29 protein-coding genes and 1 pseudogene are annotated in these 26,014 nt (G+C 36.6%); 15 read left to right on the top strand and 15 right to left on the bottom strand.

Annotated elements, in window-relative coordinates:
• The first annotated feature begins 3 nt into the window (after positions 1-3).
• Together QF044_RS12870 and QF044_RS12865 are read left to right on the top strand one after the other, a co-directional pair.
• Entirely contained in the window at positions 4-555 is a 552-nt protein-coding gene (locus QF044_RS12870) for a biliverdin-producing heme oxygenase (RefSeq protein WP_307267870.1), read from the top strand.
• Between the two features lie 116 nt (positions 556-671).
• A pseudogene (locus QF044_RS12865) lies at positions 672-1,599 on the top strand (malate dehydrogenase).
• Between the two features lie 525 nt (positions 1,600-2,124).
• Here the strand turns inward: QF044_RS12865 and QF044_RS12860 are convergent.
• From QF044_RS12860 to QF044_RS12830, 7 genes are all read right to left on the bottom strand, one after another.
• The gene (locus tag QF044_RS12860; RefSeq protein ID WP_307267868.1) at positions 2,125-3,063 is read right to left on the bottom strand and encodes an RDD family protein; all 939 of its coding nucleotides are present in this window, start codon (positions 3,061-3,063) and stop codon (positions 2,125-2,127) included.
• 112 nt (positions 3,064-3,175) lie between these two features.
• A complete protein-coding gene (locus tag QF044_RS12855; protein ID WP_307267864.1) occupies positions 3,176-4,093 on the bottom strand; it encodes an alpha/beta fold hydrolase in 918 nt (305 codons plus the stop codon).
• Positions 4,094-4,238: 145 nt separating this feature from the next.
• Positions 4,239-5,159, bottom strand: a complete 921-nt coding sequence (locus tag QF044_RS12850; RefSeq protein WP_307267862.1) for an AraC family transcriptional regulator — start codon at positions 5,157-5,159, stop codon at positions 4,239-4,241.
• Positions 5,160-5,175: 16 nt separating this feature from the next.
• Positions 5,176-6,075 (bottom strand): NmrA family NAD(P)-binding protein, encoded by a 900-nt coding sequence (locus QF044_RS12845; RefSeq protein ID WP_307267859.1) that lies wholly within the window; start codon positions 6,073-6,075, stop codon positions 5,176-5,178.
• Positions 6,076-6,393: 318 nt separating this feature from the next.
• Positions 6,394-6,927: a GNAT family N-acetyltransferase gene (locus tag QF044_RS12840; RefSeq protein WP_307267856.1), complete on the bottom strand. Its 534-nt coding sequence runs from the start codon at positions 6,925-6,927 to the stop codon at positions 6,394-6,396.
• Between the two features lie 23 nt (positions 6,928-6,950).
• Positions 6,951-7,328, bottom strand: a complete 378-nt coding sequence (locus QF044_RS12835; RefSeq protein WP_307267854.1) for a VOC family protein — start codon at positions 7,326-7,328, stop codon at positions 6,951-6,953.
• A gap of 7 nt (positions 7,329-7,335) precedes the next feature.
• On the bottom strand, positions 7,336-8,115 hold the full coding sequence (locus QF044_RS12830; protein ID WP_307267852.1) for a hypothetical protein: 780 nt from the start codon (positions 8,113-8,115) through the stop codon (positions 7,336-7,338).
• A 103-nt stretch (positions 8,116-8,218) separates the two neighbouring features.
• Here QF044_RS12830 and pafA point away from each other — a divergent pair, with 103 nt between their 5' ends.
• Entirely contained in the window at positions 8,219-9,865 is a 1,647-nt protein-coding gene (gene pafA / locus QF044_RS12825; protein ID WP_307267849.1) for an alkaline phosphatase PafA, read from the top strand.
• Positions 9,866-9,956: 91 nt separating this feature from the next.
• Here pafA and QF044_RS12820 read toward each other — a convergent pair whose 3' ends face one another.
• Both QF044_RS12820 and QF044_RS12815 read right to left on the bottom strand, forming a co-directional pair.
• Positions 9,957-11,087 (bottom strand): lipopolysaccharide assembly protein LapB, encoded by a 1,131-nt coding sequence (locus tag QF044_RS12820; RefSeq protein WP_307267846.1) that lies wholly within the window; start codon positions 11,085-11,087, stop codon positions 9,957-9,959.
• On the bottom strand, positions 11,084-12,700 hold the full coding sequence (locus QF044_RS12815; protein WP_307267843.1) for a helix-turn-helix domain-containing protein: 1,617 nt from the start codon (positions 12,698-12,700) through the stop codon (positions 11,084-11,086). The genes QF044_RS12820 and QF044_RS12815 overlap by 4 nt, the downstream gene beginning before the upstream one ends.
• A 150-nt stretch (positions 12,701-12,850) precedes the next feature.
• On the opposite strand from QF044_RS12815, the gene QF044_RS12810 reads away from it, so the two are divergent.
• On the top strand, positions 12,851-14,167 hold the full coding sequence (locus QF044_RS12810) for a T9SS type A sorting domain-containing protein (protein ID WP_307267841.1): 1,317 nt from the start codon (positions 12,851-12,853) through the stop codon (positions 14,165-14,167).
• Between the two features lie 79 nt (positions 14,168-14,246).
• Here the strand turns inward: QF044_RS12810 and QF044_RS12805 are convergent, their stop codons facing one another.
• The 6 genes from QF044_RS12805 to QF044_RS12780 form a co-directional block, all read right to left on the bottom strand.
• Positions 14,247-14,564 carry a barstar family protein gene (locus QF044_RS12805; RefSeq protein ID WP_307267838.1) on the bottom strand — a complete coding sequence of 106 codons (318 nt, stop codon included), beginning with the start codon at positions 14,562-14,564 and terminating at the stop codon, positions 14,247-14,249.
• 63 nt (positions 14,565-14,627) lie between these two features.
• The gene (locus QF044_RS12800; protein ID WP_307267837.1) at positions 14,628-14,936 is read right to left on the bottom strand and encodes a GIY-YIG nuclease family protein; all 309 of its coding nucleotides are present in this window, start codon (positions 14,934-14,936) and stop codon (positions 14,628-14,630) included.
• 67 nt (positions 14,937-15,003) lie between these two features.
• A complete protein-coding gene (locus QF044_RS12795) occupies positions 15,004-15,513 on the bottom strand; it encodes a ribonuclease domain-containing protein (protein WP_307267834.1) in 510 nt (169 codons plus the stop codon).
• Between the two features lie 25 nt (positions 15,514-15,538).
• Complete coding sequence (gene nadE / locus QF044_RS12790) at positions 15,539-16,333, bottom strand: NAD(+) synthase (protein WP_307267831.1); 795 nt, start codon at positions 16,331-16,333, stop codon at positions 15,539-15,541.
• A gap of 151 nt (positions 16,334-16,484) precedes the next feature.
• Positions 16,485-17,012 (bottom strand): GNAT family N-acetyltransferase, encoded by a 528-nt coding sequence (locus tag QF044_RS12785; protein WP_307267827.1) that lies wholly within the window; start codon positions 17,010-17,012, stop codon positions 16,485-16,487.
• Between the two features lie 9 nt (positions 17,013-17,021).
• Entirely contained in the window at positions 17,022-17,663 is a 642-nt protein-coding gene (locus QF044_RS12780) for a leucine-rich repeat domain-containing protein (protein ID WP_307267824.1), read from the bottom strand.
• Positions 17,664-17,715: 52 nt separating this feature from the next.
• Between QF044_RS12780 and QF044_RS12775 the strand changes: the two genes are divergently transcribed.
• The 11 genes from QF044_RS12775 to QF044_RS12725 all read left to right on the top strand — a co-directional run bounded on the left by QF044_RS12775 (position 17,716) and on the right by QF044_RS12725 (position 25,884).
• The gene (locus QF044_RS12775) at positions 17,716-18,699 is read left to right on the top strand and encodes a gliding motility protein GldB (RefSeq protein WP_307267822.1); all 984 of its coding nucleotides are present in this window, start codon (positions 17,716-17,718) and stop codon (positions 18,697-18,699) included.
• 127 nt (positions 18,700-18,826) lie between these two features.
• Positions 18,827-19,153: a gliding motility protein GldC gene (gldC, locus tag QF044_RS12770; RefSeq protein WP_307267819.1), complete on the top strand. Its 327-nt coding sequence runs from the start codon at positions 18,827-18,829 to the stop codon at positions 19,151-19,153.
• A 27-nt stretch (positions 19,154-19,180) separates the two neighbouring features.
• Entirely contained in the window at positions 19,181-19,741 is a 561-nt protein-coding gene (locus tag QF044_RS12765) for a hypothetical protein (RefSeq protein ID WP_307267816.1), read from the top strand.
• A gap of 10 nt (positions 19,742-19,751) precedes the next feature.
• Positions 19,752-20,894, top strand: a complete 1,143-nt coding sequence (locus QF044_RS12760; protein ID WP_307272017.1) for a cystathionine gamma-synthase — start codon at positions 19,752-19,754, stop codon at positions 20,892-20,894.
• A gap of 19 nt (positions 20,895-20,913) precedes the next feature.
• Complete coding sequence (locus QF044_RS12755; protein WP_307267814.1) at positions 20,914-21,396, top strand: nuclear transport factor 2 family protein; 483 nt, start codon at positions 20,914-20,916, stop codon at positions 21,394-21,396.
• 5 nt (positions 21,397-21,401) lie between these two features.
• A complete protein-coding gene (locus tag QF044_RS12750) occupies positions 21,402-21,854 on the top strand; it encodes a GNAT family N-acetyltransferase (RefSeq protein WP_307267812.1) in 453 nt (150 codons plus the stop codon).
• A gap of 115 nt (positions 21,855-21,969) precedes the next feature.
• On the top strand, positions 21,970-22,476 hold the full coding sequence (locus QF044_RS12745; RefSeq protein WP_307267809.1) for a DinB family protein: 507 nt from the start codon (positions 21,970-21,972) through the stop codon (positions 22,474-22,476).
• A 192-nt stretch (positions 22,477-22,668) separates the two neighbouring features.
• The gene (gene tnpA / locus QF044_RS12740) at positions 22,669-23,094 is read left to right on the top strand and encodes an IS200/IS605 family transposase (protein WP_307267807.1); all 426 of its coding nucleotides are present in this window, start codon (positions 22,669-22,671) and stop codon (positions 23,092-23,094) included.
• Positions 23,095-23,426: 332 nt separating this feature from the next.
• Positions 23,427-23,975, top strand: coding sequence for an L-threonylcarbamoyladenylate synthase (locus QF044_RS12735; protein ID WP_307267804.1), 549 nt, complete (start codon positions 23,427-23,429; stop codon positions 23,973-23,975).
• Between the two features lie 106 nt (positions 23,976-24,081).
• Positions 24,082-24,426, top strand: a complete 345-nt coding sequence (locus QF044_RS12730) for a nuclear transport factor 2 family protein (protein ID WP_307267802.1) — start codon at positions 24,082-24,084, stop codon at positions 24,424-24,426.
• 36 nt (positions 24,427-24,462) lie between these two features.
• Complete coding sequence (locus tag QF044_RS12725) at positions 24,463-25,884, top strand: CCA tRNA nucleotidyltransferase (RefSeq protein WP_307267799.1); 1,422 nt, start codon at positions 24,463-24,465, stop codon at positions 25,882-25,884.
• Positions 25,885-26,014 lie beyond the last annotated feature (130 nt).

Below are 26,014 nucleotides of genomic sequence, written 5' to 3'. Positions count from 1 at the left end.
TGTATGGTATCAGAGTATCTTAAGCAAAATACAGCGGAATATCACGATGCTGCAGAGAAACTTTTCAATTCTGAAAAAATTTTTAATAAAACATTCACTTTAGAAGATTATAAAAAGATCATTCATACGAATTATCTGATGCTTCTTCACAGTGAGAACAAAATATTCGGGAGCCTTTCTGGTAAATATTCTGAGAAACTTCAGCTAGACGACAGAAAGAAGCTGTCTCTTATCGAAAAGGATCTTGAAAGCCTTTCCCTGGAAAATCAGGCTGCTTCACATCATCTTGAGTTTGATAATGAGCATGAGGCTTTAGGAGCCATGTACGTGATAGAAGGTTCTACTTTAGGAGGAAATGTGATCGCCAAACAGCTTTCTAAAACAGAAGGTTTCGACAATGTTACTTTTAATTTCTTCGGATGTTATCAGGAAAATACGGGACCGATGTGGAAGAATTTTAAAGAGGTTTTGGATACTGAAGTCACGGAAGACCATTACAAAGAGGTTCTTTCGGGAGCCAAAAAACTTTATACGTTTTTACTGAACGTGAATTAATTTCATTAAAGCTTAATTAAATTCCTGAAAAATTGCCCACATTTTCAGGAATTGTTAAATTTGGGCGTTTCAATTTTTAGACTAAACTAAAAAATAATTTAAAAAAAGTATACAATATGAAAGTAACTGTAGTAGGTGCAGGCGCTGTAGGTGCAAGCTGTGCAGAATACATCGCAATGAAAAACTTCTGTTCGGAAGTAGTTTTAGTAGACATTAAAGAAGGATTTGCAGAAGGTAAGGCAATGGATTTGATGCAGACTGCATCACTAAACGGATTCGATACAAAAATTACCGGAACAACAGGAGATTACAGCAAAACTGCAGGTTCTCATGTAGCAGTGATCACTTCAGGGATTCCAAGAAAACCTGGAATGACAAGAGAGGAATTGATCGGTATCAATGCAGGAATTGTAAAAGATGTTACTGCAAACCTTGTAAAACATTCTCCGGATGTGATCATCATTGTGGTTTCTAATCCTATGGATACTATGGCTTACCTGGTACACAAAACTTCAGGTCTTCCTAAGCACAAGATCATCGGAATGGGTGGTGCCCTGGATTCTGCTAGATTCCAATACAGATTGGCTGAAGCATTGGAAAGCCCAATTTCTGACGTTAACGGAATGGTAATCGCTGCTCACAGTGATACAGGTATGCTTCCATTATTAAGCAAAGCGACAAGAAACGGAGTTCCTGTAACTGAATTCCTTAGTGATGAGCAACAAAAATATGTCATTGAAGAAACTAAAGTAGGAGGAGCAACGCTTACTAAATTATTAGGAACTTCTGCTTGGTATGCACCGGGTGCTGCTGTTTCTGTAATGGTTCAGGCTATTGCATGCGACCAAAAGAAAATGATCCCTTGTTCTCTAATGCTGGAAGGCGAATACGGTCAAAACGATATCTGTCTTGGTGTTCCTGCCATTATCGGAGCCAACGGAGTAGAAAAAAATCGTAAATGTAACCCTTACGGCTGACGAACAATTAAAGTTTGCTGAAGCAGCTAATGCTGTAAGAGAGGTGAACGGAGATCTTAAGTTTTAATTAGATTTAAGCTTTATATAGTAGTTCAGCGCGGCCGAAGGCCGCGCTGAACTTTTTTTATTTACACTGGCTTACTTTAACTGTCTTAAAACTTCCAGTCGTTCAGGTATTTTACTTACTTGTGATTCAGTCAAGAAATAATGTTCATTATCACGACACCAAAATCTTTTAAATAAGTACAAATCCTTCTTGTACTTTTCTCAATAAAAGTTAAATGATATTTCCCTTAGAATTAAAAATATAGGTTGTAAACTGTTTTTCTGTTTTGTTTTTCAGGTTAGGAATGTTGTATCCGGATGGTAATATTTTAAAAAAATTTCAAGTCTTTACAAGAATAGTGTACTAATCTTTTGATCATAAACAGAGGGAGTGGATGAAGATAAGAAAAAAGAGAGGTATTAGTTTTTTCATGTTTTCTGTAGAAATAATGATCGAAAAGATAAGTTTTTCTAATGATAAAATTTCACAGTCCATATAAAATAAAAACGCACTTATTGGCGCGTTTTTATATTGATGGCTATGAGGTTATAGTTTATATATTTCCCTCCACTTGAATATAGGTTTGAAAACATTATAAGAATAATTTTGTCTTGCAATACCAATGTCGAATCCTGAACCGATCACTACATTTAATACGTCCTGATCATTTTCATAAACATTACTGTTAATGAATGTTTTAACTGCTTCTTTAATAATCGGATCGTTCTCCATGTGGCCGTTGAACTGCTGTTTCTTATCAGTTTTAATAGATATGGTATAAACGTATTGTTTGCTTCCTGAAAAATGATTCATTGATATTGATGCCCTTGAAACATGATCCTGCTTCGAAACCATTTCATAAACCGGAAGTAGTTTTTTTATTTCGCTATTGCTGTTGTAATTGTAAATTGATGTTATAATTACAAGTAAAAGAAGGCCACCTGTAATATAGAATGGCAGTTTCTTCGGTTGAGGCATCATGGTGACCGTACTGTTTCTGTGATCCTGAACGACATATGTTTTTGCCACGATATCATGCAGAGACTGTCTTGTTTCTTTATTGAAAATGTAGAATATCATAATTCCCAAACCTAAAGTGAAAATAATCATCGACTGGATAATATTAACTACTGAGAATGTTGCTGTTCCCGTAATTTTAAATCCATTCAGAAAAAATGGTGTTGTAAAAATTAAGGCTCTGATAAATGAAGTTTTTAAGCTGACGGTTCTTCCCTCAATATCTGTCACCTGGATTTTCATTATTTTTTTTCCGATAGTCTGGCCATTATTCAGCTTAGAGTTCAAAATTGAAAAATAAGCCAGAGAAATAAGCCATCCGATTAATTTGGCTTCTTCTCCCAGGGAAATAAAGAAATCTTCGAAGACTGAACCTAATATAAACCCTAAAATTCCGAGAATAAGCGAATCAATTAATAAAGCCCAAACTCTTGTCCAGAAACCGGAAAAGAATAAATTGTTTTTCATATGGATATTGTTTTTTTAAAGATCCGAAATTACTTAAATTTCCAGCAATATCCTACCATAAGAAAAATTAAAAAAGAGAGCTTTTTTAGGGTGTTTTAAAAAGTTATTACTCTTACTGGTGTTTCTTCACAAAACTCCAAACGGCATCCACAAACTCTCTATTTTTCTCATAATACAAAAGATGTCCGCCATCAATGGAAACCACTTTTTGATCAGGAAACTGAAAGGTTTTGTAATGTTGTGTTCCCACAGCTTTATCCTTTTTTCCGGTGATAATTAATACAGGAACATGAATGTCTTTTGTGATCGGCGCATGATCGGTATAATATTCAGGAAACTCTTTAGGTTTCGAGATTACGGCCATGCCAAAATCTATAATCCTAGGATGAAGGGAATCTATTTTGTCCATCTGTTTAATAGTTTCAATGTCCTCGGTTAGAAATTTATAGCCGATTCTTTTCTTTCGTAATCTGCTGCTGACCTTCGAAAGTTCTGTAGAAAGACTGTCTTTAGGGATTATTTTATTGGGTTGCTGTAATAGGCTGTTTCCATATTCAATCTGTTCTTTCAAAGATTCATTGTTGAGAAAATGAAGTGTGATATTAGCCAGAATCAAGCCTTTTGTATGCTGTGGATATTTTTTAGCGTAATTCACGGCGATAATTCCTCCGAAAGAATGAGCCAACAGAAAAACTTTATCAAGCTTCAGATGCTGTCTCAGCTCTTCAATATCCTGAACCATGGCATCCAGATGATAATTTTCCGATTTTCCCGACTTACCGGATCCACGCTGATCCATATACACCATCTGCATGTTTTTCTCCAGAAGATTTCCTCCTAAAAGTTCAAATGACGGATATCCCTGCCCCGGGCCTCCAGGAACATAGATACAGGCTTCTCCTTTTCCGGAAATTTTGTAATTAATCCTGGCATGATCTGACGTTTCAAAGAAATTATCAGAATCATTGCTCTGAGCTGTGACAGTACTCAGAGACAAAAGAAAAAACATAAATAAACAGATAGCTTTCATATGATAATAACAGCTTAAGAATCATATTTATTACTTCACAGATACATTTAAAATTAAATATGATAAGTTTCTATAAAAATTGAATCATAATAAAACGCACCAGAGGGATGCGTCTATATAAGTAAATATTTACTGTATGAAATATTCAGCTAAAAGATTTTCTGAATTCCAGCGGAGAAAGACTCGTTTTGCTTTTAAATAATTTGCTGAACGATTGAGGATGCTCAAAGCCCAATTCATATGCAATTTCACTAATGGATAGCTGAGTAGTAGATAATTTTTCCTTTGCTTTCCCAATCAGTTTTTCGTGAATATGCTCTTGGGTATTCTGTCCTGTAAGAACCTTTAATAAGCCTGTTAAATAACTTGGTGATAAATTCAGTTGATCTGCGATGTGTTGTACACTGGGAAGGCCTTTTGTGATAAGGTCTTCGTGATTAAAATAATCAGCAAGCAATGTTTCCAGAGCGCTGAGGATCCTGTGATTGGAAATTTTCCGGGTGATAAACTGCCGCTGGTAAAAACGCTCCGAATAATTCAGTAGCGTTTCAATCTGTGAAATAATAATGTTCTGGCTGAAGGTGTCAATATTGGAATGGTATTCCTGATGAATATTCTGAACAATATTATTAATCACATTTTCCTCTTTTTCAGATAAAAATAAAGCTTCATTCACCGAATAATCAAAATATTCATAATTTTTTATAGTTTTCGCCAATGGGGTATGGGTATGCCAAAGAAAATCGGGATGAATGAGCAGAATCCATCCCGTATGTTTTGCTTGGGAATTCGGATCTCTTGTAATACTGAAAACCTGCCCAGGAGCCATAAAAAACATCAGCCCTTCATTAAAATCATATTCCTGCTGGCCATATTTTATCTTGCTGTTGGAAGTTCTTTTAACAGAAATTGAATAAAAATCCAAGATCCAGCTCAGCTCAGTTGTATTGGGATCATCCTTTACCATACTGTAATCAACAACACTGATAAGCGGGTGCTCAGGTTTGGGTAAGCCCCGGAATTGGTGGAATTCGCTGATCGTTTTGAGTCTGATGGGCTGTTTCATATCACAAAATTAATTATTATTGATGATAAGCTGCTGCAAATTCCTTTGCAAACTCCTTCATTTTCACTTTTCCCAGAGTAGGTTTGTTTTGGTTATAATCCACATATAAAACTTCATTTCCTCTTGCTTTATTCATTTCTACAAAACCTTTCGCTGTTTCAGGATTCATGCCTTTGCTGATCATGCTGTTTAAGAGATCTTCATCAGAGACGGTCAGCCATTGAAGTTCCGGCTTTCCTATAGCTTCACCTAAAGTCTGTGCGATTTCATTCGGTGAAATTTCTTCACTGGCAATATACCGGACCTCTCTTCCACGAAATGGCTTTTCAATCTCTTCCGCAATGACAGCTGCAATATCCAATGGAGATACCCAAGGTTCTTTCTGATCACCACCATAGTTCTGAATGATCACTCCCTGCGATTTAATGACAGGAATAAATGAAAATAAATTATAGTAAAACCCTACCGGACGCATAAATTTAATTGAAACATCTTCCGGAAGTTCATTCAGTATTTTCTCTACATTATAATGCGAAATAAGAATACCATTTGCTTCACTCATATGTGCTCCAATGCTGCTTAAATGGATAATATTCTTTACGCCTGATTTTTCAAAAGCTTCTTTATAATTCCTTCCAATTTGAGTATTGGCTTCTATAAAATTGATACTATGATCAAAGAAAACCCCTGCGTTCAGAGCTTCCATCGCATATACTATATCTGCTCCCTGAAAGGTCTCTGTTAAAAAATCTACATTTTCCATAGATCCTATAGCAGCTTTTGCGCCTAAAGCTTCAATTTCCTTCTGTCTTTCTGTACTGGTACTGATAACGGTTACAGAGTGTCCTTTGTTGATTAGTTCTTTGGTCAGCGGTTTGCTGATATTTCCCAATGAACCGGTTACGATAATTTTCATTTTGATTGATTTTTGTTGAAGCAAAATTCCGTAATTATCAAAAAGCGGATGTATCCGAATCTACTTTTCTCGTAGCCGGATCTGATGAGTGTTATACAAAAAAGAGCGGTAAAAACCGCCCCTCAATTTATCTAACAAAATATATTTCTTTAAAATAAACACAACCGTATCCTGTTTAATTTATTGATCACTAATTTATAAATTAATTTTTAATACACTGCTATGGGATTTAATAATTATTTTAAACCTTTTGCAAATTTAGAATATCTTAATATTGACAGCTGAAAAGCAGCAAAGAAGTATTTTTAAATCATGGTATTACAGATCTAAGGTCATAAAAACTGCCGTTTCCTCAGAATTTTCATACAGTCTTGTATTTATTCCCGTAATCCCGAAACCCAGCCTTCTGTAAAACTGTATCGCCGGATAGTTTGTATTTTGTGTTTCCAGTTCAATGATCCGGCAGTTTAGATTTTTGGCTTCCCGGACGGCATTTTTTATAAGCTGCGCTCCGGCTCCGTTTCGCCTGAATTCTTCACTGATCAGAATATTTTCAATGCAGAAGCTATTGTTCCAGGTTCGGTGTTCGCAGATAATCCAGCCTATGAATTTTCCATCTTCAAAAGCTCCGAAAGAATGTCCTTTTTCAATGATCTCATTAAGGTCATTCATATCATTGGAATCGGTTTTCCAGGTTTTGGTGTAGCTCAGCTTTTTTTCTCTTAAAATAAACTCAAAAGAACCGGAATATTCAACAAAAGATATGGCTAATATTTTATCGGTGGTATAGCCATTCAGTCCCCATTCTGTGGTGGGATTTTCAGTTAGTTTTTCTATTTTTTTTATTTCCATTGAGATGTAGAATATGATTGTATTTATTGAATTTCAGTACAGATTTCTACCAGATAATTGTCAGGGTCTTTGATATAGGCCACCTTTTGTCCCCAAGGCTTTACACCAATATCTTCATAAAGAACGGCCTTTTCTACCAGTGCTTCTACATGGTCTGTGATAAAGCCTAATTCTATTCCGAAAGGTTTTTCTTCTGCTTTGGAAAATAAAAATCCCTTTTTTATATTGGAACTGGCAAGACTTACAGAAGCAAAAGAAATGGTAGTTTCGCCGGTAAGCAGCTCTCCGTAATCTTTTTCGGGAGTAATGAATTTTATTTGAGTGTTAAATGTATTCTGGTAAAAGTTTATGGACTTTTCAACATCTTCAACATATAAAATAAGGTATTTGAATTTGATCATAATCGTTTTAATATTTATTTAAAATATATTCTTCATCGGTAACCATTTCCACATAAGGACCGTTCAGCGGATAATATTTCATTCCCCCGAAATGACCGAACTGAAGTGGATATTTCTGAGCCAACTGACGAACTTTCTCTCCTAAAGAATTGATCTGAACTTCCTGAATGTTATTCTCTGTCTGTCTGCCATTGGAAAGGAAGAGCATTAGATTGCACTGATTTTTAAACTCATGATCATAATAGTACAATACATGAATATTTTCCTTATAGCATATCTGAATCATGTCATTAATGAAATCCTTTTTATGAATAAGTAAGAGATTACAGTCAATTCTGACGGATAGGTTCTCGGCATTGTATTTTTTTAGATCCGAACCTGTTATCTGGATAAACCGGTGCTTTATAGTTTCAAATTTGTCCTTTTCAGGAGTGAAATTTATTATGGATTTTGTTTCAAAAGATTCATCAATCAGTATTGCATTGTCAAGAATCAGAAGATCTTCTATAGCTGAAGCAAACTGGAAATGGTAATCAAAAAACTGCCGGTCACCCAATGTTATCAAAAGTTGATCTTCATTAATCTTGATATTTAAATAGGTTTTTTTGAAACGTAAGTGAAGATCTTCCAGCTTCTCAAGAAAAATTTCAGGATGAGGTATAGAAATTATGGCTTTCAGTTCAGCGTCATTATCAGCATGACCTCCAAATCCTTTGAAAAACTTAAAAAATCTGAAACTGTATAAGTTTTCGGGAAATTGAAAATACCAGTATACTCCTAAAATCATTTCTGCACAAGTTGTTTTAATGGAAAGATATCAAATTTAAATAAAATTTCACACTCCAAAACTTTCAAAACCTGTAAATTTGTGCTCAACAAAAATTTACTAGATGCTTAGGAAAATTTCAATTGCGGCAGTGACATTATTGTCCGTAATTACAATCAATGCTCAGAAGAACAGAAACTCTCAGGTAGAAAGACCCAAACTGGTCGTAGGATTAGTGGTAGACCAGATGAGATGGGATTACCTGTACCGTTTTTACGGTAAATATGGAAACGATGGTTTCAAAAGGCTTCTGAATACAGGATATTCTTTAAACAATGTTCACATCAACTATGTACCGACGATTACTGCTTTAGGGCATACCTGCATCTATACAGGTTCTGTACCAGCGATCCACGGTATTGCCGGAAACGACTGGACGGATAAGGAAACCGGGAAAAATGTGTATTGTACTGCAGATGAAAGTGTGCAGCCTGTAGGAACAACCAGTGCAAAATCAGGAAGCCATTCTCCAAAAAATCTTTGGTCTACCACGGTAACCGATGAATTAAGGCTGGCGACCAATTTTCAGGGAAAAGTGATTGGTGTTTCTTTAAAAGACCGTGCTTCCATTCTTCCTGCAGGACATACTCCAAACGGAGCTTTCTGGTTTGATGATACTACGGGAAATTTCATTACGAGTACTTGGTATATGAATGACCTGCCTCAGTGGGTAAAATCTTTCAACTCACAGAATCTTCCGGAAAAATTAGTGGCAAACGGCTGGAATACCTTGCTTCCAATCAACCAATATACAGAAAGTTCTCCGGATAATTCTTCCTGGGAAGGATTACTGGGGAGTTCAAAAACACCTGTTTTTCCTTACAGTAATTTAGCTCAGGATTATCAGACAAAAAAAGATAATATCCGCTATACACCTTTCGGAAATACTTTGACTTTAAAACTGGCTGAAGCTTCTGTGGAAGGAGAAAAATTAGGCGGTGATAATATTACAGACTTTTTAGCGATCAATCTGGCTTCTACCGATTATGCAGGTCATAAATTCGGTCCGAATTCTATTGAAGTGGAAGATGTTTATTTAAGGCTGGATCAGGATCTGGCAGAGTTTTTCAATTATCTGGATTCCAAAGTAGGAAAAGGGGAGTATACCGTTTTTCTTTCTGCTGACCATGGCGGTGCCCATTCTGTAGGATTTTTGAAAGAACATAAGATCGCTACTGGATTCTTTGGGGAAGGAATGGAAAAAGATATCAATCAGAAACTGAAAGATAAATTCGGAGTTGATAAACTGATCAATGCTGTAGACAATTACCAGATCTATTTTGACAGAAAGCTGATGCAGGATAATAAAATCGAACTGGACGACCTGAGGGATTTCACGATCAAAGAATTACAGAAAGATCCTACCGTTTTATATGCGGTATCTGTAGATAAAGTACAGGAAGCTACGATTCCGGAGCCTATTAAACAGAGGATTATTAACGGAATCAACAGGCAGAGAAGCGGTGATATTCAGCTGATTTCTCATGATTCAATGCTTCCGCCATATTCCAAGACCGGGACTACACACAGTGTATGGAACTCTTATGACTCCCATATTCCATTGATCTTTATGGGATGGGGAATTCAAAAGGGAGAAAGCAATAAAGCTTATAATATGACCGATATTGCTCCTACCGTTTCATCATTATTGAAAATTCAGTTCCCAAGCGGGAATGTAGGAAATCCGATCACGGAGGTTATCGGAAGATAATTTGATATAACATAGAATAAGAAACATTCCTTTCGGGGAATGTTTTTTTATGTTGTATTAGTTCTTTTGATAATATTTTATTCCCCCATCATTAAAATCTTATCAATTCCTGAATTTTCCTTCTGTACATTAGATTCTGTTTTCTGACTTTAATGATCAAATAAAGTAGTACAGCAATACAAAGAATTCCCAGGCTTACAATAAATCCTGTGATATATTGGTAACGGGTTTTCATTTCACTGCTTTTCTTCAAAGTTTCCCGGTTATGATCATTAATTGAATGATTAATTGAGTTCAGTTCATTTTGCTCCCTCTGAAAACGCATTTCAAAATACTTCTTACTGTAATTTTGGTAAAGATCAGGCTTTTCCATAGCCAGATAATTTTCGGACATTTCCTTATATATACCTTCATTAAGGATCAGATCCCTGGTATTTTTGCTGAGGTCCTCGGCTTTGATGAGCAGTTGCAGCGCCTTTTCATTCTCTTTTTTCTGCTTGTACATTTCTGCCATGCCTTTTAGTGCAAATGCTTCCAGACTTTTTGCCCCGTTTTTTTGTGCATAGGCTGCAGACTGGATCAATGCCTGATGGGCTTTTTCGAGCTGGCCAAGGTTGAGGTAGCAATAGCCTATATTATAGTATACTACACTCATATTAGAATAAGTTGCCTGTTTGTTTTTTACTTTTTCAAAATTCCGGATGGAAATCAGAAATTTTTCAAGGGCAATTTCCGGATTGGCCTGGCTTTTATAGATCATTCCCCGAATAGCATAGCTTCTGGCTGTTTCAATATATTTTTCAGGAAGATTATCGGGGAGTTTATCCATGTATTGATCAGCTTCATTCAGTGTTTCAAGGCTTTTGCTAAAAAGTTCCATCTGTTGGTATTGGATAGCGGCTGAGATCAGAACACTGGTCCGAACTTTCTGATCATTGGTTTTCTGCGCAGTTTCTTTTGCTTTAATAAGGTAATGCAGGGATTGGTCGAAATCTCTTTTTGCAATATTGGCGGTAGAGAGAAGCTGATAAATACTGATCTGCTTGTGGATATCTTTTTCTTTTCTGAGAAGTTGCTTTCCGGTACTAATGGCGTCATCCGGATTATCATAAATTTCAAGACGGGCTTTCTTCATCAGGGAATCGAAAACAGTACTTTGACCGGAAACCGAGATATAAGTACTCAGAAAAATTCCTGCAATAATCTTTAATATGATTTTCATGATGTTCTGGTTTTACTGATTTCCTGAATGTAGGCATTGGGCGACATACCTGTTACAGATTTAAAAACTGTAGTAAAGGCACTGTGTGACGAAAACCCTGAATATTCTGCAAGATAGCTGACCTTATAATTAAGGTAGACCGGATCTGTTCTCAGAAGCCGGGCAATATGATTGATCCTTAATTCATTAATATAGCCGTTGAAATTTTTTCCTTTGCTGCTGTTGATCACTTCAGAAAGATATTTTGTATTTACACCCATCTGTGAAGACAGCATGGAAATTGTCATATTTTTATCCAGATAGCGTTGCTGCTTTTCCCATTCTTCCAGTTTCTGCAGGATTTCGTCTTCCTTTTCTTTTGAAATTTTATTTGGATCTTTTTCAATGATTTTGCTGATTACAGAAGCTTCTTCCAGTTTTTTCTGTTTTTCGAAAAATTCAGCCTGCTTTTTAAGGTCCTTATTACTGCTTTTCAGAAGTAGAAAGCAGATAAGAAGTCCTGTTATGATGGCCAGAAAGCCGGCGGCAGTAAAACCTGTTTTTTTTAGCTGTTTCTGATTCTGAAACTCCAGGTTATTGTTCTGATTGGTTTCTACCAATTTTACAATATAGCGTATGCCTTCCTTGGTATTTGAATCCATTTTTGTACGTAATTCAGTATAAAGTTTATTGTATTGATGGTATTTTTCATCATCATGAAGAGCAAAATAATTCTTGGATAAAGATTCATAGATCTTTGCTTTCAAACTGTTATACGGAAGGTTTTCTATTTTGGCAAGTCCTTTTTCAAGAATTTCGGAGGCGGTATGATAATCTTCTTTAAAAAAATAATACCGGGACAAATTTTCATAAGCCAGCGCCTGAAGAAAATAATAGTCTTTATTTTTTTCTGCCTGAAGAACTGTATTTTCCAACAATTGTCTTGATTCTTCAAGCTTATTTTGTTTCATGAGATAAGAGGCGCGGAAGATGTTATTTTCCATTCTAAGGATCTGGTTTTCCTGATTATGAAGGTTGAGGAACTGATCGCTTTTAATAAGGTTTTTTAAGGCATTATTATAGTTCCTGTTAATGCCATAATTAAGAGCCTGCAATTGATACAGTTTGCCGGTAATAGAATTTATTCCCGGATGGTCTCCTTTTAATAATTTAAAATCTGCTAAAAGCCTGGAAATAATCAACTGAGACTGGCTGTACAGATCCAGATTCTGGTATTGGTCTGCCAGATTATAATCACCGGCGGCCTGCAGAAAATAGGAAAGGTTTTCTTTTTCTGTGGAATTTTCCTTCTGACTGTAAACATTAACGGACTGTACATAATCTCCTTTCATAGCGTAAGCCTGGGAGATAATGTTTTGCAGGACTATTCTGTGTTCGGAATTCTGGTCACTGATGAGCAGGCTTTGGGAATAGCTGATGCAGTCGTCCGGATTCTCATATAATTTTTGAAAAGCTTTGTCAGCTAAAATATTGAAGTCCGGCCCAGACTGTCCTTTGACAAAAACTGAGCAAAGGATGATAAACAGGATTTTGATGTTTTGAATCAAAATATTCCGGGAGAAAAGTATTTTTTTTCTGTTTTTTCTTACAGCTTCCTGATGATCAGTATTCAAAATAGATTTTTTGTTATAGGGTTGTATTTTAGTGGTTTATGATTTTTGCTCTTTTAAATTTCACGAATTATGAAAGTCAAATTCTTTTAAAAAGGTAAATATAATATTAATATTGTTTCTACCAGTTCAAAATATTAAACTTAAACAAGTATGAAAAACATTTACAAAAATTTAATGAAAGCTTTATATGCTTGCTTTTTGCTCGGGTATATGGTGGTCAGTGCACAGCTTACTGTAATGGGAGTTGGGAATTATAGCGTTGGAGGTATCTCTGATGGTGGAATTGTAAGTATGCAAACAAGTGATGGGCAGATCTATAAGTGGGATGAAATAAATGGCCTCGTCCAGATTGGTGCAATATCCAACGGATATCCTGCTGCAGGTCGCACATTGATTACAGCCGATGGAACAAAGATAGGCTCTTCTGTAACCAATTCACTGACAACTTTTAATGAAATATCTACTTATGATATAGGAACTTCTGCCTGGACCAGTCATGGTGGTTTGGTGGCTTCTGGCTGGGACGGGCATGTAAGTTCTACCTGGGGAATGACTCCGGATGGGAATACTATTGTAGGATTGGGCTGGGTGACTGCTGGAAGTGCACATGCTGTGAAATGGGATGCTGCCAACGGAGTGACAGATCTGGGAAGCAGTATTGCCGGAAGCAGCTCCAGAGCAAATGCCATCAATTCTGACGGAACGGTGATTGTAGGCTGGCAAGATCAGGCTGACGGAACAAGAAGCGGTGCCAAGTGGGTCAACGGAGTACAAAGTTTCATCACAGACAGTAATGGTAATTACGTAGGAGAAGCAGGAGATGTTTCTGCAGACGGGAGTACAATCATAGGCTCTGCTATGCCTGATCCGTATGTATGGAACAGTGTAACAGGTCTTACCTACATCGCTCATCCGAATTCCTCATTCTTCTTCAGTGGAGGAGCAACGGGAATCTCTGCTGATGGTAAAAAAGTAATTGGATTTTACAGACCTTTCGCAGCACCACCAATGTCTGGAGAAGGCTTTATCTGGACTGCAGCAGGCGGACGGGTCAATCTGAATGATTATGCGATAAGTTTGGGAATCAATACCCAGGGAGTCACCATGTCTCTCCCTCTGGCGATGTCCCATGACGGGCTGCGAATTGCCGGAGTAGGTACCAATGCATCCGGACAGATCGTTGCGTTTTATCTGAATCTTTCGGAGGTACAGCTTTCTACTCATGAGAATACAATACAAAATAATAGCATTTCCGTTTATCCGAACCCTGTTAAAGAGATTCTTTATTTTAAAGGAATCAATGAGATCGATAAGGCGGAAATATACAACATGGTCGGTCAGAAAGTAAAAACATTCAGTGCTGTAAAAGGTAGTATTGATATTTCTTCCTTATCAAAGGGGAATTATATTCTACAGATTTTCGTGAAAGGGGAAAATTCACAAAGTTTTAAATTCATCAGACAGTAAAGTAAAATTAGACGTACTTAATGACTTGACCAAAAAAACTCGCAGAATTTCTGCGAGTTTTGTTTGTATTCGGATTAAATTATTCTTCGTCTTCAGCAGCAGTGTCATCACCTTCTTCATCTTCGTACTGTTCCAGGTAATACGTGAAGGTGAACTCTTCTGTTTCATCCTCTGCATCTTCAAGCGTGGTCAGCAGATCTTCAAACATCTCCAGCTGATCTACCGTCATATTGACGAATTCCAGGTGAAGAGGCATTTCCAGTTCTCCGGTGATCACATCAGAAAGAGCATCAAGATTATCTCCAAAATGTTCAGGAAGCGTGATCTTTTCCTTTAATTGGGCGTAAAAATCTTCGTAGTCGCCTATGTCTGTAAAATCGATATATATTGTCTTCATATTCTTTTTATTCTTTATTAATTTAATATTGGTCATTGCGAGGAGCGAAGCGACGAAGCAATCTCAGAAAACATCCATAATATTTTCAATGTCGTCTGTTAAATCTATCCATTCAGGGTTTAACGAATTGATGAGATCCAGTTTTTTCTGTCTTGAACCTGCCTTGATCTGCTTTTCCCGAAAAATAGCATCTCCGATTTCTTGAAAAGATTCCCAGTAGACCAAGATATGTAATTTGTATCTTGAGGTAAAACTTTGTTCGTAATAACTGTCTTTATGCTGTTTGATGCGGTTGGGCAGATTTGAAGTAACCCCTGTGTAAAGAGTTGTATGGTTCTTGTTGGTCATAATGTAAACAAAGCCTGGTTTCATAAGTTATATGTTTATTTTTATGATTAAAGATTGCTTCGTCGCTTTACTCCTCGCAATGACATTTCAATTACTGCTTTTCAAAACTCTTATAATGGTCTTTAGTCAGATAAATATCGCCGTTTCCAGTAAAGATGATCCGGTCTGAATTTCTGTTTCCGCAGTTATAATTTACATCTGCTTCAAAATACTTTTCACCCTGGGGAAGTCTTTGCTCCCGGTTGCTGAAATGATCACCACCTATGGCTTTTCCCGGCAGTATTTCGCATAGATTACCCTTTGAAGGATTCCAGCCTAGCTTTCTCGCTTCATTTTTAGTAATATAATAGTCAGGCAGCCTGTGATTCTGCTTTACATAACTGATGACCTTTTTTTCCTCTGTCAGCTGATCTATAGACTGTGAAGAAGTATTTCCTTTACTTTGAGTATTTGAGGAAGTGCTTCCGTACTGTGTAGCTTCTGTTTTTATGCTTTCCGTATTTCCTTTTTTATCAGCAATAAAATTATTGTAGATATACATCACAGACATCCCGAAGAGAAGTCCCAGACAAATAAAAAATACCGATCTTATTTTTACCATTCATATATGAAATTTATACTCGTAACTAATCATTCCTCCATTCCTCGGGAATATCACAAACGGGGATAGGATCTATTTTATGTTTTGCTGCTTTATGCATTCTGTCAAAAATTAAGAAAACCTCTTTATCGCGGCCTTCATAATCGTCTGCAGTTTTTGTCCCGTATTCTTTCTGGATCTTTTCCAGTTCAGGATAAGTAGCACCGATCTGTTGTTCATCCGTTCTGTCCACATCCCAAAGCCCGTCTGTAGGAATGGCTTCCTGAATATTTTTAACCAGGTTTAAAGCTCTTGCCAGCGTATAAACTTCAGTTTTGTAGAGATCTGCGATAGGAGAAACGTCTACACCGCCATCCCCATATTTCGTATAAAACCCAATGCCGAAATCTTCCACTTTATTTCCTGTTCCGCATACAAGAAGGCCGTTCAGCTGCCCGTAATAATATAGGGTAAGCATTCTCAAACGTGACCTAGTATTGGCGAAAGCCAGTTTCTCATTAGGAAACAGGTCGTCCTTTACATCAAATGTTTTATAAAGTTCCTCAAAAGCAGGAGTCAGATTTACTGACATGGCTTCCACATTAGGAAACTTTGATTTAATGTCGTTCATATGTTCCCATGCACGGTCTATCTGGTCCGGTTTCTGGCGGATCGGCATTTCGATCAGAAGCGTTTTCAATCCTGTCATAGCTGCTAAAGTAGAAACCACTCCGGAATCCACACCTCCGGAAACACCTATGACATATCCTTTTACATTAGCTTTTACAGCATAGTCCTTTAACCAGCTTACAATATGATCTATTACTTTTTGAGTTTGCATTGTTTATTTTTTTAGTCTGTTCTAAATTCTTTGGGGTATTTGTTCCTCTTTTTATATTTTTTGATATGGAGATTCCAAAATTACTGGTTTTTTTATAACCAGGCTTTGTATTATAATTTTTTATATCCTGTTAATACCGAATAAAGATGTTTTATTGTACATATGGATCACGTTTAAGTTCATACCAGTTACAGATCCCGTCCGGTTCCTCAAATTCACCGGTTTTTTCAAAACCTAATTTTGTTAAAATATGATTCGAACCTTCATTTTCAAAATGTGCACAGGCATAGATAATATCCGCTTTCATATCAATAAATCCAAGGTCAAGAGAGGCTCTTGCAGCTTCCATAGCGTAACCTTTCCCCCATGAGTCAGGTAAATAGCGGTAACCAAGCTCCAGAACATTTTTGTACCCGTTGATCTCTTCAGTCAGAAATTTCAGACCGCTCCAGCCGATCAGTAATCCGGTTTCCTTTTCGATCACAGCCAGTCTTCCTGTACCATTTTCATCGTATTGCTTCCTGATCTTTCGAATCACTTCTAATGCCTGACTTTTTTCTGTAAGTACTGGGACACCGATGTATTTCATCACTTCCGGGTTTGAATCCAGCAGAAACATTCTATCAATATCTGTTTCTTCAAGTTCTCGTAAAAGCAGTCTTTTTGTTTCTGTTTTCATAGTAATAGGTTAGGGCTCAGTTCCGAAAACAGTTACGTCGGTCTTCGTTCCCATCTTAATATCTGTTTCCTTCATTTTATTACCACCTACATTCAGAGTCTGAAGGGCTGGGTTTCCGGAAATATCAAGCTTAAGAATTTTATTATGTTCAACGTTCAGTTTTCTCAGGTTTTTGAGCGCGGTGAGATCAATGGTTTTTAATTGATTTAAAGATAATGTTAATTGATCAATTCCCGGAGTTTCCTTCAATGAAGTACTCTCCAGAAGATTATTGTCCAGATATAAAGAAGTCAGATTTTTAAGATTTTCTGCTTTAAAAGAAGACATCTTGCATCCCGTACACGAAAAAAGCTGGAGATGCGCAAAACCTCCGATTGAAACACTAGTAATATTGTTATCATCAAGTACGAGCATCTTAACGTTGGCAAAGAGTTTTGCATCATCAGCTGATGTAATTCCCTTCTGCATCAAAAATAAATTGGTAACGGCATCTGCCTCCGGTTGTTCAATTGCACCGTTTTTGTTAACGTCAAAATTTTCGATCACAGCTTTTTCAAAGTTTTGATCTTTAAAATTGAGTTTTTGAGTATAGAATAAGGATAATCCTGAAATAATCAGGCCGAGTGTTGTAAATATTTTAATTTTCCTCATCGATTGTTTTTTTAATCCTTATTTTTGTACCCTTAAATTTCATGTAAAAATAATGAAGATTTTTAGAATTATTGCCCTTTCTTCCATTTTAGTTCTCGCCTTGGATTCATGTAAAAAAGAATCTGAAAACCAATGGAAAGTAGAAATAAAAGAGACTGCTGAAAAAGTACAGATGACAGATATTTCCAAAGAATTTTATAATGCGGAAATTCCTTTGGATCAGTTTAAAACCAAATTTCCATGGTTCCAGGGAACCGTTTCCGATGCAGACTTTGGAAAGAGGAGGTTAGATGCAGAAGAAATCAAGATCTACAAAGAAGCAGCCGGTAAAATAGATCAGGTAAAACTTCAGAAAGAACTTCAGGATCTGTTTTCTCACATCAAATATTATTATCCGCAGTTTAAATATCCTAAAGTATACCTTTTTTCATCGGCATTACAAATGATTCAGGATCCTATTTTCTATGATTCAAAAGGCAATCTTCTGTTCATAGACATTACCGGATTTATGGGTGATGGTAATGCGAATTATAAAGGATTGGAACTGTATTTCCAGAAATCAATGAACCCGCAGAATATTGTGCCCAAAGTTTCACAGATCTTTGCTGAAAATATTGTAACCGAATCCCCGGATCACCAGAAATTCATTGATAAGGTCATTCTGAACGGAAAGATCATGATGCTCCAAGATGCTTTCCTTCCTGATACGCCAGATTATCTGAAGATGAACTACACCAGAAAACAGTATGACTGGGCCGTAGCCAATGAAGCAAACATCTGGAATTATTTTGTAGAAAGCAACTTAATTTTCGGAGATGACCCAAGGCTGGTAGAACGTTTTATTTCTCCCGGGCCATTCTCAAAATTTTATACGGAAATAGATAACGAGTCTTCACCGCAGATCGGCATCTTTACGGGATGGCAGATCTGTAAAGCTTATTTCAGACAGAAACCGGAAACAAAACTACAGGAATTCTTAAAACTTGATGCCACCAAAATCTTTAATGATGCGGTGTACAAACCTAAAACAAAGTAAAATTCAATATAACACTAACCTTCAATATGATTTGGAGGTTATTTTTTTATCAATAAGTTATTTCCCTATGAAGATCACTTCATAGAAACTGAAGAAGTATTAACTTTGCGGAAAATTTTAGATTGATATGAGAAAAACTCAGATTACAATAGATGTAGAGTTGGATGAGAACCACATTCCTGAACATATAACATGGAACGCTCAGGACGGCGGTGTGGAAAAAGAAGAAACTAAAGCAACAATGATCTCCGTTTGGGATGATAAAACGATGGAAGCCTTAAGAATTGATCTTTGGACAAAAGAAATGCCGGTAGATCAGATGAAAATGTTTATCCATCAAATTATGGTATCTTTAGGGAGTACTTACCAGAGAGCTACCGGAGAAGAAGATGTAGCACAATGGTTGGAACAAATTGCTGAGGAATTTGCGGTGAAATCAGCGATAAAAATGTAAGACCCTACACACCAATCACAAAATGATATGAAAAAATCACTTTTACTCATCAGTACAATACTATTGTTGGCCGCATGCAGTAAAAAAACTGATCTTAAAGAAACCAAAACACTGGATTCTGCTGTAACGGCAGATAAACTTCCTGTTTCTGAAAATAATGCAGTTTACGTAAAAGAGAAAGCTTCTGAACATACGGAATTAGACATTGCTTTATTCAAGGAAAAAGATATTCCTGTTGCCATGCTAAAGGGCAGCCTTCATCCCCACGATATGGAAGGTGAATCTGTCATGGAGCTTGTTCCCACAATGGATGATTTCATTAAAGGAAACGGCTCGGATATTGCTTATATAGATGATTCCCTGAAGAAAATAATTCTAAAAATCAACGGGAAATTCGAGGAACTTAAAGAAACAGGTAAGGATCGATATGAAAACAGTGAATATCTGGTGTCCTTTACCACAACTGTTCCGGACAAAATTCCGGCAGAAATAGAAGTTGTGACTTATGCTTTTAACGGAAAGCTGGATATAAAAAGAAAATCTGATAACGTATCAAAGAACCTGAATTTTTTTATGGCAGGTTTATAAAAATAAAAATATTATGAATTTTAATACCAAAGTAATTCACGGAGGGCAGCACCATGAGTCTGCCACAGGTTCTGTCAATGTTCCTGTATTTTTAACTTCTACATTCGCACAGAAAAGCCCGGGAGTACATTCCGGATATGAATATTCAAGAGCAGCCAACCCTACAAGACAGGCGTTGGAAGACTCTTTGGCAAGCATTGAAAACGGGGCAAGAGGTCTTGCTTTCGGTTCAGGATTAGCTGCCATCGACTGTGTTTTGAAATTACTGAATCCTGGTGATGAGGTAGTAGCGGTAGATGACCTTTATGGAGGTACTTACAGAATGTTTACCAGACTTTTTGAAAAATATCAGCTGAAATTTACGTTCGTGAATTTTGATGATGTTTCTAAAATTGCTGATGTCATTACAGATAAAACAAAGCTGATCTGGGTAGAAACGCCTACCAATCCTCTAATGAAACTTGTAGACATCAAAGCTGTTGTGGAAATGGCCAAAGGAAAAGATATCCTGGTTGCTGTTGACAACACTTTCGCGACACCATACATCCAGAGACCTATTGATCTGGGAGCAGATATCGTAATGCACTCGGCTACAAAATATTTAGGTGGGCATTCCGATGTCATCGCCGGAGCATTGATTGCAAAAGATGCTGAACTGGGAGAAAAACTTCACTTTATCCAGTTTGCGAGCGGTGGTATTTTAGGACCTCATGATTCTTACCTTGTTTTAAGAGGAATCAAAACGTTAGCATTAAGAATGCAGCGTCATTCAGACAATGGACTTGCTGTAGCAAGATATCTTGAAACTCATCCTGCAGTGGATAAGGTAATCTATCCAGGACTGGAGTCTCACCCTCAGTATGAGCTTGCTAAATCTCAGATGAAAGAGTCAGGAGGAATGGTTTCCTTCACTTTTAAGTCCGGTAAAAAAGAAGATGCTGTAAAATTCCTTGAGAAAGTAAGAGTTTTCACTTTGGCAGAATCTTTAGGAGGAGTAGAATCTTTAGCCAATCATCCAGCTTTAATGACCCATGCTTCCATTCCTGCAGACAAACGTGAGGAGCTTGGCATTACAGACGATTTAGTTCGTTTGAGTGTTGGTATCGAAGATGCCGAAGATCTGATTGCAGATCTTGAGAAAGCTTTTTCTTAACACCTTACAATAAAATATAATGAGAAAGATTCAGTTTTTTTTGATCTTAAGTTTTTTCAGTCAAATTGTATACTCGCAGGTAAAAACTACCGATGAACTGTATAAAACGGCTAAAAAGCTGGACAGTCTGATATTTGATGTTGGATTTAATCAATGCGATCTTTCTCATTATAAATCCATAGTCAGCAACGACCTGGAATTTTATCATGATAAAGGAGGAATCACTTCCGGTGAGAAAGCATTTACCGCTTCCATTAAAAACAATATCTGTGGTGGACCCAATAAAGTGAAGCGTGACCTCGTACCCAACAGCATGAAAGTCTATCCTTTATACAACAATAATGTTCTGTACGCCTTTATAGAAGAAGGAGAGCATGATTTTTTTGAATTCTCAAACGGAAAATGGAATCAGGGGAGCCGTGCGAAATTTACTATTTTGTGGATTCAGGAAGATAAGCAGTGGAAGATGAAAAGGGTATTGAGCTATGATCATCATTTATAAACCATATGAAAAACACCAGAAAAGCAACTTTTGAAGATTTAAATCAGTTGGCGGAACTATTTGACCAATACAGGATTTTTTATCATAAAGAATCGGATATTCCAGCAGCTGAAAATTTTCTCAGAGAAAGAATAGAGAATAAAGATTCCGAAATTTTTGTGGCAGAGAAAGATGGTAAACTGACTGGCTTTGTCCAACTGTATCCCATATTTTCATCCACAAGAATGCAGCGCTACTGGCTACTGAATGATCTTTATGTCAATGGAGAGTATAGAGGAAAAGGATATTCCAAAGAACTGATCGAAGAGGCCAAAGAGCTATGCAGATCATCAAATGCCTGCGGTGTTCTACTTGAAACAGGGAAAAGCAACGATGTCGGAAATCAGTTATATCCCGCTTGCGGATTCGAACTCTATGACTCTGTGAATTTCTATGAATGGACAAACGATACAAAGTAGAGAATAGTAAATGGTCAATAGTGAATTGTGAATTTTATTCAACGAATCACTTATTAATTATCATTTGTCGTTTATCAATCATTATTATTACTCATAATCTATAACTCAAACACATATGTCTGATTTTCAAAAATATGTACAAAGATATCTGGACCAGATCCCGTCAGAGGACTGGATCAGAGAATTAAAAATATCGGGAGAAAAAACAGTGGAAATATATGCTGCTCTTACAGAAGGACAGTCTCTTTTCGCTTACGCAGAAGGAAAATGGACGCTGAAAGAACTTTTGCTCCACTTATCTGATACTGAAAGAATATTCCAATACAGAATTCTAGCCTTTGCAAGAGGAGATAAAGCCCAATTGCCAGGCTTTGATGAAGAAGAATATACTGCGGCTTCTTTTGCCAATAACAGATCATTAGAATCCCTTTTGGAAGAGTATAAACTTGTAAGAAAGTCTTCACAAATCCTCATTGAAACTCTTGAACCTTCTGTTCTAAAAAATACAGGGATAGCCAACGGAAATCAGCTGGCTGTGGAAACAATCGGTAAACTAATTGTAGGTCACAATTATCATCATTTGAGTATTATTAAAGAGAGGTATTTGCCAGGATTGAAATAGATGTTGTAGAGCCAAGAATCAAGAGTCAAGAATCAAGATGGTGGATATAGAGAATTTGACTGTGTTTTAATAAATTGTAAAGATAGATATTCAATAGGAACGGGCTTTAGCCCGTTTTTTATGAAAATAATACCAATATGGCTTTAGCCAAAATATAAATAAAAAATATTATTTTTGGTTAAAACAACACAAATGTCTTTTATTAAAATCTATATCCATCTTGTTTTTTCCACGAAAAATAGGATCCCATTTTTGAATACATTCGATCTTAGAGTTAGAATGTGGAAGCATATCAAGGAAAATGCTTCTCATAAAGGAATTTATTTAGATATGGTTAATGGGTATTCAGACCATTGCCACTGCCTGATTTCGTTAGGATCTGGTCAAAATGTAGAAAAAGTAGTACAACTGCTAAAGGGAGAATCTTCTTTTTGGATTAATAAAAACCAACTTACCCAAGATAAATTTTCATGGCAGGATGAATATTTCGCCGTTTCAGTCTCTGAATCGAAAGTAGATGCTGTGAGAGAATATATTAAAAATCAAGAGAAACATCATCAGAAAAGAAGTTTTTCAGATGAATATCAGGAGTTTCTTGAGAAAAATAATTTTGTATAGGGTTTGGCTAAAGCCATTGCCCTGAATGTCTTATTGTAAACGGGCTGAAGCCCGTTTCTATTGAATTTTTTATGTATGTATTATAGATAGCCACTTAAATATAAAAGACTTTGTCTATTATTTCAGCAAGCATTATTATTTGTTCTGAGTTTCAGCTATAATACCAATATATTCAATAGGAATGGGCTTTAGCCCATTTAATAAAAGATACAAAATGATCCAGGCTTTAGCCAAAACCTAAAAAATCACCAAACAAAACATTTATTCCATATTTTTGGCTGATCCTTCGCATTTTTTTACCTTTATACACAGGTTTTGAAACCTGTAGAACTATGGAAAACATTATTGAAATATTAAAATCCGGCGGAACTATTCTTTACCCTACAGATACTATCTGGGGAATAGGCTGTGATGCCACCAATATAGAAGCGGTCAATAAAATTTTTGACATCAAAAAAAGGGAAAAAAACAAATCAATGATCATTCTGGTGGAGTCTGAAAAAAGGCTTCAGGATTTAGTTGATGTTCCGGAAATGGCATGGGAAATCATTGACCTTAGCGAAAAACCGGTAACTATTGTTTATGAAAACCCTCGTGGGCTTCCGAAAGAATTGCTTGCTGAAGATGGCAGCATAGGCATCAGGCTGATAAAAACTGATTTCTGCAGAAAACTGATCACTAAACTGAACAGGCCTTTAGTTTCTACTTCTGCCAATTTCAGCGGTGAGAAAAGTCCATTGAAATTTTCTGATATTTCACCGGAAATGATTAAACTGGTTGATTATGCAGTGGAAGAGGATCGGGAAAAAGTTTCAAAATACTCAGGGTCTTCAGTGATCAAAATATGGAATGACAACAGAATTAAGGTTCTTCGAGAATAAAATTCTATACTAATTCCTTCATTTTAAAATCTTGTCAATGTATATCGGCAGGATTTCTTTTTTTTAATTTCTATCTTTGCATTCTTCAACTGATAAAAGACCTGTCATGAACCACCAAAAGTTTGCTGAAGAATGGATCCTTACCTGGAATTCTCATGATCTTGAGGATATATTGTCCCATTATGCAGAAGATATTGAAGTGATTACACCAATGATTTCGCTGGCAACGGAAGGAAAAGAAAGCACATTAAAAGGAAAAACTGCAGTTCGTGAATATTGGAAAAAAGCACTGGAAAAATTCCCGGATCTGCATTTCGAATTGATCAAATCAACAGCAGGTGTGAATTCAGTGGCTTTATTTTATAAATCTATTATGGATAAACATGCTGTGGAGGTGATGTTTTTTGATGATGAAGGAAAAATTAATAAAATGTATGCTCATTACGATTAATGGAATACAGACTAGAAAAAGACGATCTATTTAAAGATGAAAATTAATCTTACTCAAAATAAAAATTTAAAATTATTCAAGATCATTGCTGATGCTGCGGAAAAAAATAACCAGTCCGTGTATATAGTCGGTGGTTATGTCCGTGATCTCCTGATGAAGAGAGCAGCATCCACCGATATCGATTTTGTAACGGAACAAAGCGGAATTGAGCTTGCCCAAACTGTTGCAAAAGATATTGATCCCAAATTAAAAGTTTCTGTCTTTAAAACTTACGGAACAGCCATGATCAAATATAAAGATCTTGAGCTGGAATTTGTAGGTGCCAGAAAAGAAAGTTATACGGAGGACAGCCGCAAGCCTGAAGTAGAAGGAGGAACACTGGAAGATGACCAGAAGAGAAGAGATTTTACCATTAATGCAATGGCGATTTCTTTAAATAAGGCTAATTTCGGTGAACTTATAGATCCTTTCAATGGAGTTGAAGATCTTGAAAAAGGAATTTTAAGAACACCTTTGGAACCTGCCCAAACTTACTCTGATGATCCTTTAAGAATGATGAGAGCTGTTCGTTTTGCATCTACCTTGAATTTTATCATAGAAGAGAAATCTCTGAACGCCATTAAGCAGGAAGCAGAAAGGATCAAGATCGTTTCTATGGAAAGAATAATGGTGGAGTTCAACAAAATCATGATGTCTAAAAAACCATCTGTAGGACTGGGATTAATGGAAGCGACAGGTCTTCTGAAGCTGATTATTCCCGAACTGATCGAGCTGAAAGGAGTGGAAGAAGTAGAAGGACAGACGCATAAAGATAATTTCTATCACACTTTAGAGGTCGTTGATAATATTTCTGAAAATACAGACAATCTTTGGCTGCGTTGGTCGGCATTGCTGCATGATATAGGTAAAGCGCCAACCAAGAAATTTGTGGAAGGAACGGGATGGACTTTCCATGGGCATGAGTTTTTAGGTTCAAAAATGGTGAAAACCCTTTTTCACAGGCTGAAACAGCCGTTGGGAAGCGACATGAAATATGTTCAGAAAATGGTAAAACTTTCCTCACGCCCGATTGCGCTGATCACTGATGATGCTTCAGATTCTGCACTGAGAAGACTATTATTTGATGCCGGAGAAAATCTTGAGGACCTTTTCACTTTATGTAAAGCAGATATTACAACCAAGAATTCCAAAAAGCAGGAACGATTCAAAAAGAATTTCGAATATGTTGCCGTGAAAATAAAGGAGGTAGAAGAGAAGGATCAGGTACGTAATTTCCAGCCGCCCATTACCGGAGAAGAGATTATGCAGATGTTTAATCTTAAACCGGGGAAAGAGATCGGAATCCTGAAAGAGAAAGTAAAAGAAGCCATTCTGGAAGGGGAGATCCTTAATGATAAGGAAGAAGCTGAAAAGTTTGTCATTGCTGAAGCTGAAAAGCTCGGACTAAAATATAATTAAGTTAAAAACTTATAGTAAAAATGCTTCGGCGGGACAAAGTCCCGCCGAAGCATTTTTGTTCCGTAAATAAATCCGGCCGCTTCGAAGAAGCGGCCGGAAAAAACACAAATGATGAAAAAAAATAAAAAAT

This window comes from Chryseobacterium sp. W4I1 (assembly GCF_030816115.1).
In the GTDB taxonomy this organism is placed as follows: domain Bacteria; phylum Bacteroidota; class Bacteroidia; order Flavobacteriales; family Weeksellaceae; genus Chryseobacterium.
This window is presented reverse-complemented; position numbering and strand designations above follow the sequence as displayed.

Bases quoted from the DNA above. Each gene is read 5' to 3' on its own strand.
- QF044_RS12730 (WP_307267802.1), top strand. From the start codon at position 24,082: ATGAACCACCAAAAGTTTGCTGAAGAATGGATCCTTACCTGGAATTCT.
- QF044_RS12745 (WP_307267809.1), top strand. From the start codon at position 21,970: ATGTCTGATTTTCAAAAATATGTACAAAGATATCTGGACCAGATCCCG.
- QF044_RS12765 (WP_307267816.1), top strand. From the start codon at position 19,181: ATGAAAAAATCACTTTTACTCATCAGTACAATACTATTGTTGGCCGCA.
- QF044_RS12725 (WP_307267799.1), top strand. From the start codon at position 24,463: ATGAAAATTAATCTTACTCAAAATAAAAATTTAAAATTATTCAAGATC.
- QF044_RS12850 (WP_307267862.1), bottom strand. From the start codon at position 5,159: ATGAAACAGCCCATCAGACTCAAAACGATCAGCGAATTCCACCAATTC.
- QF044_RS12820 (WP_307267846.1), bottom strand. From the start codon at position 11,087: ATGAAAATCATATTAAAGATTATTGCAGGAATTTTTCTGAGTACTTAT.
- QF044_RS12835 (WP_307267854.1), bottom strand. From the start codon at position 7,328: ATGATCAAATTCAAATACCTTATTTTATATGTTGAAGATGTTGAAAAG.
- QF044_RS12735 (WP_307267804.1), top strand. From the start codon at position 23,427: ATGGAAAACATTATTGAAATATTAAAATCCGGCGGAACTATTCTTTAC.
- pafA (WP_307267849.1), top strand. From the start codon at position 8,219: ATGCTTAGGAAAATTTCAATTGCGGCAGTGACATTATTGTCCGTAATT.
- QF044_RS12855 (WP_307267864.1), bottom strand. From the start codon at position 4,093: ATGAAAGCTATCTGTTTATTTATGTTTTTTCTTTTGTCTCTGAGTACT.
- QF044_RS12780 (WP_307267824.1), bottom strand. From the start codon at position 17,663: ATGAGGAAAATTAAAATATTTACAACACTCGGCCTGATTATTTCAGGA.
- QF044_RS12775 (WP_307267822.1), top strand. From the start codon at position 17,716: ATGAAGATTTTTAGAATTATTGCCCTTTCTTCCATTTTAGTTCTCGCC.
- QF044_RS12795 (WP_307267834.1), bottom strand. From the start codon at position 15,513: ATGGTAAAAATAAGATCGGTATTTTTTATTTGTCTGGGACTTCTCTTC.
- QF044_RS12755 (WP_307267814.1), top strand. From the start codon at position 20,914: ATGAGAAAGATTCAGTTTTTTTTGATCTTAAGTTTTTTCAGTCAAATT.
- QF044_RS12830 (WP_307267852.1), bottom strand. From the start codon at position 8,115: ATGATTTTAGGAGTATACTGGTATTTTCAATTTCCCGAAAACTTATAC.
- QF044_RS12870 (WP_307267870.1), top strand. From the start codon at position 4: ATGGTATCAGAGTATCTTAAGCAAAATACAGCGGAATATCACGATGCT.
- QF044_RS12860 (WP_307267868.1), bottom strand. From the start codon at position 3,063: ATGAAAAACAATTTATTCTTTTCCGGTTTCTGGACAAGAGTTTGGGCT.
- QF044_RS12845 (WP_307267859.1), bottom strand. From the start codon at position 6,075: ATGAAAATTATCGTAACCGGTTCATTGGGAAATATCAGCAAACCGCTG.
- QF044_RS12785 (WP_307267827.1), bottom strand. From the start codon at position 17,012: ATGAAAACAGAAACAAAAAGACTGCTTTTACGAGAACTTGAAGAAACA.
- QF044_RS12840 (WP_307267856.1), bottom strand. From the start codon at position 6,927: ATGGAAATAAAAAAAATAGAAAAACTAACTGAAAATCCCACCACAGAA.
- nadE (WP_307267831.1), bottom strand. From the start codon at position 16,333: ATGCAAACTCAAAAAGTAATAGATCATATTGTAAGCTGGTTAAAGGAC.
- QF044_RS12805 (WP_307267838.1), bottom strand. From the start codon at position 14,564: ATGAAGACAATATATATCGATTTTACAGACATAGGCGACTACGAAGAT.
- gldC (WP_307267819.1), top strand. From the start codon at position 18,827: ATGAGAAAAACTCAGATTACAATAGATGTAGAGTTGGATGAGAACCAC.
- QF044_RS12750 (WP_307267812.1), top strand. From the start codon at position 21,402: ATGAAAAACACCAGAAAAGCAACTTTTGAAGATTTAAATCAGTTGGCG.
- QF044_RS12810 (WP_307267841.1), top strand. From the start codon at position 12,851: ATGAAAAACATTTACAAAAATTTAATGAAAGCTTTATATGCTTGCTTT.
- tnpA (WP_307267807.1), top strand. From the start codon at position 22,669: ATGTCTTTTATTAAAATCTATATCCATCTTGTTTTTTCCACGAAAAAT.
- QF044_RS12800 (WP_307267837.1), bottom strand. From the start codon at position 14,936: ATGAAACCAGGCTTTGTTTACATTATGACCAACAAGAACCATACAACT.